The organism is Streptomyces sp. NPDC048671 (assembly GCF_055587045.1).
Window position 1 is genome coordinate 125329 of record NZ_JBVJHB010000003.1, and the last position, 14601, is coordinate 139929.

14 protein-coding genes are annotated in these 14601 nt (G+C 71.7%); 8 read left to right on the forward strand and 6 right to left on the reverse strand.

Annotation, left to right across the window (positions count from 1 at the left end):
• Nucleotides 1-164 precede the first annotated feature (164 nt).
• From ACZ6S6_RS07500 to ACZ6S6_RS07510, 3 genes are all read left to right on the forward strand, one after another.
• A complete protein-coding gene (locus tag ACZ6S6_RS07500; protein WP_362957919.1) occupies nt 165-917 on the forward strand; it encodes a 3-oxoacyl-ACP reductase family protein in 753 nt (250 codons plus the stop codon).
• Between the two features lie 49 nt (nt 918-966).
• Nucleotides 967-1200, forward strand: a complete 234-nt coding sequence (locus ACZ6S6_RS07505) for a hypothetical protein (protein ID WP_362957916.1) — start codon at nt 967-969, stop codon at nt 1198-1200.
• A gap of 139 nt (nt 1201-1339) precedes the next feature.
• Complete coding sequence (locus ACZ6S6_RS07510) at nt 1340-2170, forward strand: aldo/keto reductase (protein WP_469704319.1); 831 nt, start codon at nt 1340-1342, stop codon at nt 2168-2170.
• 55 nt (nt 2171-2225) lie between these two features.
• Here the strand turns inward: ACZ6S6_RS07510 and ACZ6S6_RS07515 are convergent, their stop codons facing one another.
• On the reverse strand, nt 2226-2555 hold the full coding sequence (locus ACZ6S6_RS07515) for a putative quinol monooxygenase (RefSeq protein WP_362957911.1): 330 nt from the start codon (nt 2553-2555) through the stop codon (nt 2226-2228).
• A 120-nt stretch (nt 2556-2675) separates the two neighbouring features.
• Nucleotides 2676-4019 (reverse strand): allantoinase AllB, encoded by a 1344-nt coding sequence (gene allB, locus ACZ6S6_RS07520; protein ID WP_469704320.1) that lies wholly within the window; start codon nt 4017-4019, stop codon nt 2676-2678.
• Nucleotides 4020-4355: 336 nt separating this feature from the next.
• On the opposite strand from allB, the gene ACZ6S6_RS07525 reads away from it, so the two are divergent.
• Nucleotides 4356-5156 carry an IclR family transcriptional regulator gene (locus ACZ6S6_RS07525; RefSeq protein WP_469704321.1) on the forward strand — a complete coding sequence of 267 codons (801 nt, stop codon included), beginning with the start codon at nt 4356-4358 and terminating at the stop codon, nt 5154-5156.
• 206 nt (nt 5157-5362) lie between these two features.
• On the opposite strand, the gene ACZ6S6_RS07530 is transcribed toward ACZ6S6_RS07525, so the two are convergent.
• Both ACZ6S6_RS07530 and ACZ6S6_RS07535 read right to left on the reverse strand, forming a co-directional pair.
• A complete protein-coding gene (locus ACZ6S6_RS07530) occupies nt 5363-6043 on the reverse strand; it encodes an ABC transporter ATP-binding protein (protein ID WP_469704322.1) in 681 nt (226 codons plus the stop codon).
• The gene (locus ACZ6S6_RS07535; protein ID WP_469704323.1) at nt 6040-7131 is read right to left on the reverse strand and encodes an ABC transporter permease; all 1092 of its coding nucleotides are present in this window, start codon (nt 7129-7131) and stop codon (nt 6040-6042) included. The genes ACZ6S6_RS07530 and ACZ6S6_RS07535 overlap by 4 nt, the downstream gene beginning before the upstream one ends.
• Nucleotides 7132-7241: 110 nt before the next feature.
• On the opposite strand from ACZ6S6_RS07535, the gene ACZ6S6_RS07540 reads away from it, so the two are divergent.
• Together ACZ6S6_RS07540 and ACZ6S6_RS07545 are read left to right on the forward strand one after the other, a co-directional pair.
• Nucleotides 7242-8444 carry a sensor histidine kinase gene (locus ACZ6S6_RS07540; RefSeq protein WP_469704324.1) on the forward strand — a complete coding sequence of 401 codons (1203 nt, stop codon included), beginning with the start codon at nt 7242-7244 and terminating at the stop codon, nt 8442-8444.
• Complete coding sequence (locus ACZ6S6_RS07545) at nt 8441-9073, forward strand: response regulator transcription factor (protein ID WP_362966966.1); 633 nt, start codon at nt 8441-8443, stop codon at nt 9071-9073. The genes ACZ6S6_RS07540 and ACZ6S6_RS07545 overlap by 4 nt, the downstream gene beginning before the upstream one ends.
• 47 nt (nt 9074-9120) lie before the next feature.
• Here ACZ6S6_RS07545 and ACZ6S6_RS07550 read toward each other — a convergent pair whose 3' ends face one another.
• Nucleotides 9121-9423 carry a DUF5955 family protein gene (locus ACZ6S6_RS07550; RefSeq protein ID WP_362966968.1) on the reverse strand — a complete coding sequence of 101 codons (303 nt, stop codon included), beginning with the start codon at nt 9421-9423 and terminating at the stop codon, nt 9121-9123.
• Between the two features lie 218 nt (nt 9424-9641).
• Between ACZ6S6_RS07550 and ACZ6S6_RS07555 the strand changes: the two genes are divergently transcribed.
• A complete protein-coding gene (locus tag ACZ6S6_RS07555; protein WP_362966970.1) occupies nt 9642-10265 on the forward strand; it encodes a nucleotidyltransferase family protein in 624 nt (207 codons plus the stop codon).
• A 234-nt stretch (nt 10266-10499) separates the two neighbouring features.
• A complete protein-coding gene (aceB, locus tag ACZ6S6_RS07560) occupies nt 10500-12119 on the forward strand; it encodes a malate synthase A (protein ID WP_469704325.1) in 1620 nt (539 codons plus the stop codon).
• A gap of 69 nt (nt 12120-12188) precedes the next feature.
• Here aceB and ACZ6S6_RS07565 read toward each other — a convergent pair whose 3' ends face one another.
• Entirely contained in the window at nt 12189-14477 is a 2289-nt protein-coding gene (locus ACZ6S6_RS07565) for a glycosyl hydrolase family 18 protein (RefSeq protein WP_469704326.1), read from the reverse strand.
• Nucleotides 14478-14601: the final 124 nt, after the last annotated feature.

Sequence of the window (14601 nt, forward strand, 5' to 3'; positions counted from 1 at the left end):
CTTCCATCTGTTCTGACCCCCGCGCCGGCCGCAACTCATCGGCCGGCATCGGGCCGCCGTAGCGGAGTGGGCGTCCGTTTACCGCCGGTGTCCGGTCCGCCGAAGCGCTTTCCTCGTCGTTGTCGGCCAACCGGCGACACTCACGGCAACGGACAGGACCCCTGATGAACAACACCGGCAGCACCGGCTCGAACCGGGTCGCCCTCGTCACCGGCGGCAGCCGCGGCATCGGTGCGGCGACCGCCCTGCGGCTCGCCCGGGACGGCGCCGATGTGGCACTGACCTACGCGCGGGACGAGGCCGCCGCTCAGGAGACCGTGCGGAAGATCGAGGCGTGCGGCCGCCGCGCGGTCGCCCTGCGCGCCGACTCGGCCGACCCGGAGGCGGCCCCGGCGGCGGTGCACCGGACGGCGGAGACCTTCGGCAGGCTCGACATCCTGGTCAACAACGCGGGTATCGGCGTTCTCGGCCCCATCGACACCTTCACCACCGCCGATGTCGACCGGGTACTCGCCGTCAACGTGCGGGCCGTCTTCCTGGCCTGCCAAGCGGCGGCCGGGGTGATGGAGCGCGGCGGCCGCGTCATCTCCCTGGGGACGGCCCTGAGCCGGTTCGCGGGCGGGCCGGGCGGCACGCTCTACGCGATGAGCAAGTCGGCGCTCTCGGGACTCACCAAACCGCTCGCCCGCGAGCTCGGCCCGCGCGGGATCACCGTCAATCTGATCCAGCCCGGACCGGTGGACACCGACCTCAACCCGGCCGACGGCCCGTTCGCCGCCGGGCAGCGCGCCGCGACCGCGCTGGACCGGTTCGGCACGGCCGGTGAAGTGGCCGCGCTCATCTCCTACTTGGCCGGTGACGAGGCCGCGTACATCACCGGCACGGAGATCGTGGTGGACGGTGGCCACGCCGCCTGAGGTCCATGGCAGGCTTGGGCGGACCATTTCCGTCCGGAGGGGGGCACTCATGTTCGGCGCGTCACGCGGGAAGTACGAACCACCGCTGCACGAGGAGTTCGGATTCAGCATCGCCCGGCGCGGATATGACCGCGATCAGGTCGACGCCTACATCACCCGGCTCCGCGGCGGCTCCCCGCCGGCCGACGCCGTGGGCTTCGAGCTGGTCCGCCGCGGCTACGAACGGAGCCGGGTGGACGAGGTCATCGCCCAGTTGCACCGCGAGGCGGGCCAGGCGAAGTAACGACCTGGTGCGCGACAGGGAGCCCGCTCCTACCGCGCACCAGGTCGTAAGCCGCCGGGCTCTCCCCGCACTGCCCCTCGCCCCTGCCCGGCCTAGGCTGGCCAGGCAGGGCAGACAGCCGTCGGCGAGAGGAAAGATCATGTCCGAGACCCCGGTGCACGACCTGAACGACGGCCGTACCGTTCCCGCGGTCGGGCTCGGCACCTGGCCGCTGGACGACGACGCGGCGGAAGAGGCCGTCGCCGGGGCCCTGGGGCTCGGCTACCGGCTCGTCGACACCGCGCTGAACTACGGCAACGAGACCGGCACCGGGCGCGGGATCGCCCGCAGCGATGTGCCCAGGCAGGACGTCTTCGTCACCACCAAGGTGCCGGGACGCCACCACGGGTACGAGAAGACGCTGGCCTCGTTCGAGGAGTCCCGCCGCAACCTCGGCCTCTCCTATGTGGACCTCTACCTCATCCACTGGCCGCTGCCCCGCGTCGGTCTGTACGTGGACACCTGGAAGGCGATGATCCGGCTCCGCGAGGAGGGCCTCGTACGGTCGATCGGGGTGTCCAACTTCACCGCGGACCACCTCGGCCGGCTGGAACGGGAGACCGGGGTGCTGCCCGCCGTCAACCAGATCGAGATGCATCCGCGGTTGCCGCAGGAGGAACTGCGGGCCGTGCACGCCGCCAAGGGCATCGTCACGGAGAGCTGGAGCCCGCTGGGCCGGGGCCGCGATCTGCTGGCCGATCCCGGGCTCGTGGCCATCGCCGGGGCGCACGGCGTGACGCCGGGGCAGGCGGTGCTGCGCTGGCACACCCAGCTCGGGGCCGTACCGATCCCGAAGTCCGCCGACCCTGGACGCCAGCGCGAGAACCTGGACCTCTTCGGCTTCGAGTTGACGGCGGACGAGCTGGCCCGCATCTCGTCGGGACCGCGGGAGCGGTTCGGCGGGGACCCCGAGACGCACGAGGAGTTCTGAGCGGAACCCCGGCGGGCGGCACCCCGGCAGGCGGCACTGCGGCGGGCGGTACCTCTCAGCGTGTGCGCGGCTGAAGCTCCGCCATCCGGGACCAGCCCTCGCCCGGCACCTCGACGTTGATGATCTCGGGCGTCTGCGCCACCAGGTCCGCCATCCGGTCCATGGCCGCGGCGAAGTGCTCGGACTTCACATGGGCCGCACCCGCCTCGGCGGACGCGAACGCCTCCAGCAGCACGAACTGGTCCGGGTTCTCGACGCTGTGCGACCAGTCGAAGAACACATTGCCCGGCTCCTGCCGGGTGGCGACGGTGAAGTCCTCGACGGCCGGGAGCCACTTGTCGCGGTCCGCGCTGCGGACGGTGAACCTGACGGCGATAAAGATCATGACAACTCCTGCTCGGGACGTGCGGCAACCCGGACGGGGTCCCACATCGGTACCGTATCCCCCGAATACGGACAGGCCTCGGAGGGGTCCGGTCAGCCGCCCGGTCCGCCGAGTCGCCCTTCAGCGGTTCCTTTCGAGGAGGCGGCCGGTGGGCCCGGCCAGGATGCCGTCCGACGCGATCCGTTCGCCGCGCAGCCAGGTGGACCTGACGACACCGCGCAGGGTCCGGCCGGCGTAGGCGGTGACCTGGTTGCGGTGGAACAGTTCGGCCGGGTCGACGGTGAAGGTGGCGTCGGGTGCGAGGACGGCGAAGTCGGCGTCACGGCCGGCCTCGATCGCACCCTTGTCGCGCAGCCCGGCCAGTTCGGCGGGCGCCGCCGACATCCAGCGGGCGACGTCGTCGAGCGAGTGGCCGCGCCTGCGGGCCTCGGTCCAGATGGCGGGCAGTCCGAGCTGGAGGGAGGAGATGCCGCCCCACGCGGAGGCGAAGTCCGGCGTCTTGAGGTCGGTGGTGCAGGGCGAGTGGTCGGAGACGATGCAGTCGATGGTGCCGTCCGCGAGCCCCTCCCACAGCGCGTCCTGGTTGGCTGCCTCGCGGATGGGCGGGCAGCACTTGAACTCGGTCGCGCCGTCCGGGACTTCCTCGGCGGTGAGGGTGAGGAAGTGCGGGCAGGACTCGACCGTGACGCGTACGCCCTCGCGCTTGGCTGCGGCGATCAGCGGCAGTGCGTCGCTGGAGGACAGGTGCAGCACATGGACGCGGGCGTTCAGCCGCTTGGCGTGGGTGATCAGCCCCTCGATCGCGGTGTTCTCGGCGTCGCGCGGCCGGGAGGCGAGGAAGTCGGCGTAGGCGGGGCCGTCGCGCTGCGGTGCGGACGCCAGGTGGTGCGGGTCCTCGGCGTGCACGATCAGGAGCCCGCCGAAACCGGCGATCTCCGCCATCGACCGGGCCAGCTGCTCCTGGTCCAGCTCGGGGAACTCCTCCACGCCGGAGGGCGACAGGAAGCACTTGAAGCCGAAGACCCCGGCCTCGTACAGCGGGCGCAGGTCCTTGACGTTGGACGGGATCGCGCCGCCCCAGAAGCCGGTGTCGATGTGCGCCTTGGGGGCGGCCACCCGCCGCTTGACGCGCAGGTGCTCGACGGTGGTGGTCGGCGGGAGGGAGTTGAGCGGCATGTCGAGCAGGGTGGTGATCCCGCCGGCCGCGGCGGCCCGGGTGGCGGTGTGGAAGCCCTCCCACTCGGTGCGGCCGGGGTCGTTCACATGGACATGGGTGTCCACCAGGCCGGGCAGCAGGACGTCGTCGCCGAAGTCCTCCAGCCGGGCGCCCGCGGGCACCTCCGCGTCGTACGCCAGGACGGCGTCGATCTTCCCGCCGGCGACGGCGACCGCCGCGGGCCGCGTCCCCCCAGGGGTGACGACGCGCGTCGAGCGCAGTACCAGCTTCACGTCCGTACCGGACACCCGTGCTCCCCACTCCAAAAATTCAACGAACTGTTGAATGAGTCTTCACTCGCGAAAGCAACCCGTCAAGACCCCATTTTCCGCGCCGGCCACCCGGCGGACCACCCGGTGGACCACCCGGGACATCGGCTGGATATTTCCACGAAGTAAAAGACTGATTTCGGAGGGCGGAATGTAGAATAAGCCGGACGCGGTGTCGCGGAGCCTCCGGGCCACCGGCGGACACCCGGACAAACGGGCCCTGACCGGCCAGGACCCCGCCCTGGAACAGTGGGCCGGCCGGGAAGCGCCCGGTAGGCTGCTGCCTTGCTCTTCCGCTTCGAAAGGACCGTTGACGTGCCGCCGTCCCACGCCAGCACATCCGACTCCAAGCCCGCCGGATCCAGCGGGGGTGTGCAGTCCCTCGAGCGCGCCTTCGATCTGCTGGAGCGGATGGCCGATGCCGGGGGCGAGGTCGGTCTGAGCGAGCTCTCCGCGAGCAGCGGACTCCCGCTGCCCACCATTCACCGGCTGATGCGCACGCTCGTGGTCTGCGGATACGTACGCCAGCAGCCCAACCGGCGCTATGCGCTCGGCCCGCGGCTGATCCGGCTCGGCGAGTCCGCTTCCCGGCTGCTCGGCACCTGGGCCCGCCCGTATCTCGCGCGGCTGGTCGAGGAGACCGGCGAGACCGCGAACATGGCGCTGCTCGACGGCGACGAGGTCGTGTACGTGGCGCAGGTGCCGTCCAAGCACTCGATGCGCATGTTCACCGAGGTGGGCCGGCGGGTGCTGCCGCACTCCACCGGCGTCGGCAAGGCGCTGCTCGCGCACACCCCGCCGGACGAGGTACGGGCGCTGCTCGCGCGCACCGGGATGCCGGCCGCCACCGAGAAGACGATCACCACTCCCGACGGCTTCCTGGACGCGCTGGACCAGGTCCGCAGGGCCGGTTACGCGGTGGACGACAACGAGCAGGAGATAGGGGTCCGCTGCCTCGCGGTCCCGGTACCCAACTCGCCCACCTCGGCCGCGATCTCGATCTCGGGTCCGGCGGGCCGGGTGACCGAGGCGGCCACCGAGCGGATCGTGCCGATCCTCCAGCAGGCCGCCAAGGAGCTCTCCGAGGCGCTGGCCAGCAGTGGGACGTCCGGCTGAGACGGCTTGCCCGCACGACGGAGGGGTGGGGGGGGGGGGGGGGGCGCGGGGCCCCCCCCCCCCCCGCGGCGGCCCCCATCGGCCCGCGGGGGGGGGGGGCCAGGTGGGGGCGGGCCGGGCGGCGCGGCGGCCCCCCCCCGGGGGGGGGGGGGGGGGGCCGCCCCCCCCCCCCCCCCACCCCTCCGTCGTGGCGGCGCACCGCCGGCCTAGGTGAGTGCCGGGGCGGTCAGCCGGCCGTCCTGCATCGTGACCGTCATGTCCATCCGGTCCAGATGGTTCCTGTCGTGGGTGACCATGACGGTCGCCGTGGACCGCTCCCGGGTCAGCGTGACGAGCAGATCCAGCACGGCCGCGCCCCGTTCGTGGTCCAGTGCGCTGGTCGGTTCGTCGACGAGAAGCACCGCCGGGTCGTTCATCAGGGCCCGCGCGATGTTGATCCGCTGGCGCTGGCCGCCCGAGAGCTGGTGCGGCCTGCGGTCGGCCTTGTCGGCGAGACCGACCGCGTCGAGCAGTTCCAGCGCCCGGGTCCGGGCGGTCCGGGCGGGGGCGCCCGACAGGTGCGCCATGACCTGGAGCTGCTCGGCCGCGGTCAGCGAGGGCAGCAGGTTGGGCTGCTGGAAGACGATGCCGATCCGTTCGCGGCGCAGCGCCGCCTTGTCGGCGCGGCTGAGCCCCGCGGTGTCCGTCCCGGCGACGACGACGGCGCCCTCGTCCGGGGTGACCAGGGTGGCGGCCACGGCCAGCAGGCTCGACTTGCCCGAGCCCGAGGGGCCGACGACCGCGGTGAGGGTGCCCGCGGGCACATCGAGTCCGACCCGGTCCAGGGCGGTGAGCCGCCCGTCGCCGTCGGGGTAGGTGAGCGTGACGTCGGTGAGCGTGAGGGTCATCGGGCACTCCCGAGTGCGGTGAGCGGGTCTACGGCGGTGATCCGCCGGATGGACAGGGCCGCCCCGACTGCGCCGAGGACGATCATGACGGCGGCCGGGAAGAGGACGGTCGACGCCTCCAGAACGAAGGGCACGGCCCCGCCGCTGACCAGGGCGCCGATGCCGGAGGCGAGGGCGGTGCCGATCCCCGTACCGATGGCGAGCATCACCACGGCCTGGCCGAGTGCGTCCCGGAGCAGATAGGGGGTGGAGGCGCCGAGCGCCTTGAGGACGGCGACATCGCCGCTGCGCTGGATCGTCCAGACGGTGAAGAAGGCGCCGATGACCAGGGCGGAGATGGCGAAGAGGAAGCCGCGCATCAGCTGGAGCGAGCCGTTCTCGGCCTGGTAGGAGCCGATGGCGGTGAGGGAGCCGTCCAGGGTGAGCGTGCTGGTGCCGGCCGCGCGGTCGCCCGCCGCCAGATCGGCGCCGTCGGTGGTGGTCAGGGCGACCACGGTGGCGTTGGCCGCGCCGCCCGCGCCGTCGGCCCCGAGCCGCTGCCAGTCGGCCAGCGCGGTCCACACGACCGGCGTGTGGCTGTACGAGGCGTCGCCGGCGACCGAGGCGACGGTGACCTCGTCGCCGCCGAGGCGCAGCCGGTCACCGGTCCTGGCGGAGAGGTCATCGGCGGCCTGCGCGGAGAGCACGACCTTTCCGGGTCCCACCGGAGTGCCGGAGGGGGCGAGGCCGCCGTCCGGCTCGACGCCGAACGCCGAGACGGCCGCCGTCCGCTCCCCCGCCACCGCGGCGGCGTTGAGCGTGCGGATGCCGAGCGGCTGGGCCTTCTCGACACCGGGCTGCCGCGCCCAGCTCTGCCAGGCGGTCTCCTTGACGGTGGAATTGGTGAAGGACACCGACTGGCCGTCGGGCGGGGCGGCGAACGCCAGGTGGTCGGCGCTCAGCCCCGTGACGGCCGAGGTGTTCTCCCGGGCCAGTCCGGCCGTGAGACCGGACAGCAGACCCACGAGCAGCGTGATCAGCACCACGACCGTGCCCATGAGCGCGAACCGGCCCTTGGCGAACCGAAGATCTCTCCATGCAACGAACATGACTCCAGCTTCGGTCCGCGCGGCCGGGGAAACATCGCCCGCCGGCTGGGCCCGACATCAACCTTTTGATTGACCGGCCCCGGGCACCCCGCGCCTACGCTGGACGAATCATGGAAGAACGTGTCCACCCCCCGGTCGCCGCCGCGCTGCGGCTGTGTCTGCACGCCCTGCTGCTGGGACTGCTGGCGCTGGCGGCCGTCAAGGCCGTGAGCGACGGCGATCCGCACGCCACCGCCGTCGTCGTGGTGTCCTGCGTGCTGGCCGCGGTGTACGCGGCGGGTGCGCTCGCCCCTGTCGTACAGCCGGGGACCCGGGCGGGGGCGTGCTGGCTCGCCGTGCTCGGGGCGCTCTGGCTGGTGCTGCTGGCCCTCTCGCCGGACGGGCTGTGGGTGGCCTTCCCGCTGTACTTCCTCCAGCTGCATCTGCTGCCGATGCGCTGGGGCCTGCCCGCGGTCGTGGTCACCGCCGCCGCCGCCATCACCAGTTTCCTGGTGCACGGGCAGACGGTCTCGCCCGGCACCTTCATCGGCCCGCTGCTCGGCGCGGCGGTGGCCGTCGCCACGGTGCTCGGGTACGACGCGCTGTTCCGGGAGAGCGAGCGGCGCCGCGAACTCATCGAGGAGCTCGTCTCGACCCGGGCGGAGCTGGCGGCGGCCGAACGCACCGCCGGTACGCTCGCCGAACGCGAACGGCTGGCACGGGAGATCCACGACACGCTCGCGCAGGGCCTCTCCAGCATTCAGCTGCTGCTGCGCGCCGCCGAACGCACCCTGGAGCCGGACGCGCCCGCCGCCCCCCATGTCCGCCAGGCCCGCGAGGCCGCCCAGGACAATCTCGCCGAGGCCCGCCGCTTCGTCCGCGCCCTGACTCCGCCCGATCTGGAGAACGGCTCCCTCGCCGCCGCCCTGGAACGGCTCTCGGCCCGCACCACGGACTCCGCTCTCACGGTGCAGTTCGCCGTCAGCGGCACCCCGGTCGAGCTGCCCACTCCGTACGAGGTGGCGCTGCTGCGTACCGCGCAGTCGGCGCTGGCCAACACCGTGCGGCACGCCGAGGCGCGGCGGGCCGAGATCACACTGAGCTTCATGGACACCTCGGTGTCGCTGGACGTCGTCGACGACGGTCACGGATTCGCACCGGACACCGTCCCGGCCGGCGGCAGCGGCACCGGTGGCTTCGGGCTGCCCGCCATGCGGTCCCGGGCCCGCTCCCTGGGCGGCACGCTGAGCGTCGAGTCGGCGCCCGGCCAGGGCACGGCCGTCGCCCTCACCCTTCCGCTCCCCGCCGGCCCGAACGGACAGGACTCCGCATGACCACACCGATCAGGCTGCTGCTGGCCGACGACCACCCGGTGGTCCGGGCCGGGCTTCGGGCCGTCCTGGACACCGAGCCGGACTTTCATGTCGCCGCCGAGGCCGCCACCGCCGAGCAGGCCGTCGCGCTGGCCGCGACCGGCGAGTTCGACGTCGTCCTGATGGACCTGCAGTTCGGTGCGGGTCTGCACGGCTCCGAGGCCACCGCCGCGATCACCGCGGTGCCGGACGCGCCACGGGTGCTGATCCTCACCACGTACGACACGGACGCCGACATCCTCGCCGCGGTCGAGGCGGGCGCCGCCGGCTATCTGCTGAAGGACGCCCCGCCCGAGGAACTGGCCGCCGCGGTCCGTACGGCGGCGGCCGGCCGGTCCGCTCTCGCGCCGGCCGTCGCGCACCGGCTGATGGACCGGATGAGGACCCCGGCGGAGGCCCTCACCAAGCGCGAGCTGGAGGTTCTCCAACTGGTGGGCGAGGGCCTGTCCAACCTGCAGATCAGCAAGAAGCTGTTCCTGAGCCAGGCGACGGTGAAGTCCCATCTGGTGCACATCTACGCCAAGCTGGGCGTCGACTCGCGTACGGCCGCGGTCGCGGCGGCGACGGCCCGAAGGCTCATCCGCCGCTGAACCGCGGCCCTCCCCGGGCGCGCGAGCCGGCGGCCGGCCGCTCGGGTTCAGCGGCGCGGCGGTTCCCCGAAGAGGTCCACGGCGACCCGTACGTCCCTGAGCGCCGACGCCAGTGCGCTGACCGAGCCGATCGCCCCCGCGATCAGCAGCAGCGACCGGCGGAGCCGCGGAATCTCGGGCACGCCGCCGACCGCCATCGCGTCCAGTGCCGCCAGCTCGTCCTCGGCGATCGCCCGGTCCGGGAACTCCGCGGGATGTCCGGCCAGCTCCCTCCGGAGCCGGGAGACGGCCGTACGCAATTCCGTCACCCTCGGGTCCTCATTGCTGCTGGTCACCCGAGCCTGCCCCACGCTTTTCAACAAAGCACTCCCCCTCGCACATCCTTGTGCCGGTGTTTCTACCGAGTCCCGAACCGTGGTCAAGTGTCCGGGGGTGCGGGCAAGTTAACGCCATGACAGGTGCCGGGCGCCACTCCACGGACGGAACTCGGTGTGTCCCGGGTGATCACAGCCGGTTGCAGAAACGGTCCGCCTGTGCGGGAGCCGCCCGTCTGAGGTATCCAGTCCGCATGACAAGCACTCCGCTCCCCTCTTCCCCGTCCGCCGCCCCGGTCGTCGCCGGGCTGCTCCTCGCCGCGGGCGGAGGACGCCGGCTGGGCGGCCGCCCCAAGGCACTCCTCGAACACCGCGGCCGCCTCCTCGCCGACCACGCGGTGCGCGCCCTGCGGGACGGCGGCTGCGGCCCGGTCCATGTGGTGCTCGGCGCGGCGGCCGACGAGGTGCGGGCCAGGGCGGAGCTGCCCGGCTGCACCGTGACCGTCAACCCGGAGTGGACCGGGGGCATGGGCTCCTCGCTGCGCGCGGGCCTCGGCGCCCTCGCCGGCACGGGGGCGGACGCGGTGGTCGTCCTGCTGGTCGACCAGCCCGGCATCGGCGCGGAGGCGGTGGCGCGGGTCCGGTCGGCGTACCGCTCCCGGACGAGCCTCGCGGCGGCCTCGTACGCGGGGGAACGCGGCCATCCGGTGCTGTTCGGGGCCGGTCTGTGGGCGGACATCGCGGCGGGCGCGGTGGGCGACCAGGGGGCGCGCGCCTATCTGCGGGCGCACCGCGATGCGATCACGCTCGTCGAGTGTTCCGATGTGGCTCAGGCGTACGACATCGACACGGCGGAGGATCTGTCCCACCTTGAGTGAACACACTGGCACGCTGCGCCAGCAGGGGCCCATTTCTGTCGACCCTGAGAATCTCGACATCAACAAACCATTGAACTTCCACCATGAGGAAACTACTATCCACTGGTCAGAAGCCCTCTGCACCTCAGACGGCGGCCACGGCCAGACCCCGGAGCCATGGCACGCCGTGCCATTTCAGGCGACCCGGCGGCCGTGAGACGCCGTCCGCACCGCCCGCTGAAGGAGTGACAGCTCATGTCCGCACCAGCGCCGTCCTCGCTGGCCATCGTCGATGCCGAGCCCCTGCCCCGGCAGGACGAGGTCCTCACCCCCGCGGCTCTCGCGTTCGTGGCCGAGCTGCACCGCCGGTTCACCCCGCGCCGTGACGAGCTGCTCGCCCGCCGCGGCGAGCGCCGTGCCGAGATCGCCCGCACCTCCACGCTGGACTTCCTGCCGGAGACCGCGGCGATCCGCGCGGACGACTCCTGGAAGGTCGCCCCGGCCCCCGCCGCGCTCAACGACCGCCGGGTGGAGATCACCGGTCCCACCGACCGCAAGATGACCATCAACGCCCTGAACTCGGGCGCCAGGGTCTGGCTCGCCGACTTCGAGGACGCGTCCGCGCCCACGTGGGAGAACGTCATCCTCGGCCAGGTCAACCTGCTCGACGCCTACAACCGCGCGATCGACTTCACGGACCCGAAGTCCGGCAAGTCGTACGCCCTGAAGCCCGCCGACGAACTCGCCACCGTCGTCACCCGCCCCCGCGGCTGGCACCTGGACGAGCGCCACCTCCAGCTCGACGGCACCCCGGTGCCCGGCGCGCTGGTCGACTTCGGCCTCTACTTCTTCCACAACGCGCAGCGCCTCATCGGCCTCGGCAAGGGCCCGTACTTCTACCTGCCGAAGACGGAGTCGCACCTGGAGGCCCGCCTCTGGAACGACATCTTCGTCTTCGCCCAGGACTACACCGGCATCCCGCAGGGCACCGTCCGCGCGACGGTGCTGATCGAGACGATCACCGCCGCGTACGAGATGGAGGAGATCCTGTACGAGCTGCGCGACCACGCCTCCGGGCTGAACGCGGGCCGCTGGGACTACCTCTTCTCCATCATCAAGAACTTCCGTGACGGCGGCCCCAAGTTCGTCCTGCCGGACCGCAACGCGGTGACGATGACCGCCCCGTTCATGCGGGCGTACACCGAACTCCTCGTCCGCACCTGCCACAAGCGCGGCGCCCACGCGATCGGCGGCATGGCGGCCTTCATCCCGTCCCGCCGCGACGCCGAGGTCAACAAGGTCGCCTTCGAGAAGGTCAAGGCCGACAAGGACCGCGAGGCGCACGACGGCTTCGACGGCTCCTGGGTCGCCCACCCCGACCTGGTCCCGATCGCCATGGCCTCCTTCGACGCGGTCCTCGGCGAGAAGCCGAACCAGAAGGAGCGCCTGCGCGAGGACGTCTCGGTGGCCGCCGGCGATCTGATCGCCATCGACACCCTGCACGCCAAGCCCACCCACGACGGCCTGCGCAACGCCGTCGCGGTCGGTATCCGCTACATCGAGGCCTGGCTGCGCGGCATGGGCGCGGTCGCCATCTTCAACCTGATGGAGGACGCGGCCACCGCCGAGATCTCGCGCTCGCAGATCTGGCAGTGGATCAACGCGGACGTGGTCTTCGAGAACGGCGAGCACGCCACGGCGGAGCTGGCCCGCAAGATCGCGGCCGAGGAACTGGCCGCGATCCGCGCCGAGACCGGCGACGAGGCCTTCGCGGCCGGCAAGTGGCAGCAGGCCCACGACCTGCTGCTCCAGGTCTCCCTGGACCAGGACTACGCGGACTTCCTGACGCTGCCCGCGTACGAGCAGCTGCGCTGACGGCTCCAGTGCGCCTCTTCGCCCCCGGTGCCGCACGGCACCGGGGGCGAAGCCCTGTCCTGGCGGGCCCTACTTCAGCCCGGTATCGAGCGCGCCCAGCAGCGTCCCCTGCGGGGTGTCACCCGACATCTCCCAGACCATGACGCCCAGCAGCCCCTTGTCCTTCACATAGGCCGTCTTCTTGCCGATGGACCAGGTGTCGTCGAAGGACCACCACTGGTTCCCGGTGTAGCCGTACGTGGACACGGACTGCTCGTCGTGATGGACCGTCATCGTCGGGTAGGCGCCGATGAGGTTGGCGTATCCGCGGGTGCCGGCCTCCTCGGCGAACTGGCCCGGAGCGGCCCCGCCCGCGGACTGCCATTCGCCCGCCGCACCGCCGTCGGTGACGTTCTGCCAGCCCCGGCCGTAGAACGGGATGCCCAGGGTCAGCTTGCGGGGTTCGACGCCCGCGTCCGTGTACGCCTTGATCGCGGCGTCCGCGCTGAAGTGGAAGTCGTACGGGTCCTGGTCGTCGGTGTAGAGGTTGGCCTGGTGGCCGGTGCGGTTCGGTTCCCAGGAGTCGTCGCTGCCCGAGCCGTGGAAGTCGTAGCCCTGGACGTTGGCCACGTCGAGGGAGTCGAAGACCTTGCCCAGGTCCCAGCCGTCACCGATCTTCTGCGGGTCGGCGGGGGTGAAGGCGGTGAGGAGGCGGTGGCCGCCGCCGAGCGCGTCCAGCTGCTTGCGGAACTCGGCGAGCAGCAGGGTGAGGTTGTCCTTGTCGTCGGGCGAGTAGTGGTTGCCGGGGTGCCCGGTGCCGGTGCCCGGCCACTCCCAGTCGATGTCGAAGCCGTCGAAGATGCCGGCCGCGGTGCCGGGTCCGCCGGCGCCGCCGTACTCGGGCAGGTTGCCCTTGATGTACATGTCGATGCAGGAGGAGACGAACTTCTTGCGGGCCGCGTCGTTGGCCGCCACGTCGGAGAAGTACTTCGAGTACGTCCAGCCGCCGAGCGAGACCACGATCTTCAGGTCCGGGTGGAGCTTCTTCAGTTTCTTCAACTGGTTGAAGTTTCCGCGCAGTTTGCCCCAGCCGTCGTCCGCGACACCGTCCACAGACTGGGCGGCGCTGAACGGGCGGGTGTAGTCGGCGTCGGCGTCACCGGCGCCGGTGCCCTGCTCGGGGTCCTCGGGGTCGGCGGTGGTGCCCTTGGTGACGCCGTTCAGGCAGGTGAGGTTGTTGGGATCGATGTTGGCGAAGGCGTAGTTGACGACGTCGAGCTTGTCGGCGGCCCCGGAGTCCTGGAGGTTCTTCACGAAGTACTGGCGGCCGTAGATGCCCCACTGGACGAAGTAGCCGACCTTCGCGTAGTTGCCGGCGCCGACGATGTCGTCGGTCTTCACCGTGAGGGTGTTACTGGCCGGCGAGGAGTTGTCCGCCGGGTCGCGGGCCTTGACCGTGAAGGTGTACGAGGTCGAGGGGGACAGCCCGCCGATGGTCGCGGTGGTCGTGGTGCCGGAGACCGTGGTGGCCAGGGTGGTGCCCCGGTAGATGTCGTACGCGGCGACCCGCTGATTGTCCGTGGACGCGGTCCAGGCAAGGGTGACGGACGAGGAGTCCGTCGCGGTGGAGTGGAGTGTGCCGGGGGCCGTCGGCGGGGAGGTGTCGGTGGCCGGGTCGACGGTGGTGACGGCCAGCGGGGCGCTCTCGGCGGAGGTGTTGCCCCGGGTGTCCTTGGCCCGGACGGTGAAGGAGTAGGCGGTGGCGGGCGTCAGACCGGTGACCGTGGCGGAGGTCGTCGCGGTGGCCGAACCCACCACCTCGCCGCCCGCCAGGATGTCGTACGAGGCCACGGGGAAGTCGCCCGCCGTGGCGGCCGTCCAGGACAGCGAGGCGGTGCGGGCGGTGACATCGGTCTGCTTCAACGCGCCGGGCGCACCCGGCGGGGCGTCCGCGGAGCCGTCGCACTTGTCGCCGTTGATCCGGCAGCCGGTGGGCGCGGTGATCGGCCCGGTGGCGACGAACCAGAAGCTGTACGGCTCGGTGGTGCTGTGTGCGGCGACCGTGCCGTTGTAGTGGGCGTTGACCGCGGTGATGTGGCTGCCCTGGGTGGTGACGGTGCCGTTGTAGGAGGTGTCGATCGCGACCCCGGCCGGCAGGTCGAATTCGAGGCTCCAGCCGGTGACGGCCGTGTCGGTGTCGTTGTGCAGGATGTATGTCCCCATCCACCAGGAGCCGTTGTCGGCCGAGGTGAAGGTGGCCGTCAGCTTGCCCGCCGCGTGTGCGGGGGTGGCCTGGAGGGACAGCATGGCGAGTAGGAGTCCGAGGGCGGCGACCAGCGCGGTCACCGATCTCCGTCTGAGTGGCATGTGCTCGAACATGGTTCTCCCTTGTGGCGGGGACCCGTGAGGGGGTCCTTGGGGGGAGCGGGTGTCCTTCGTTCCATGGAGCACAGGGGAAACTAATTGGTCTAAACCAACTCGTCAATAGGTACAGACCACTTAC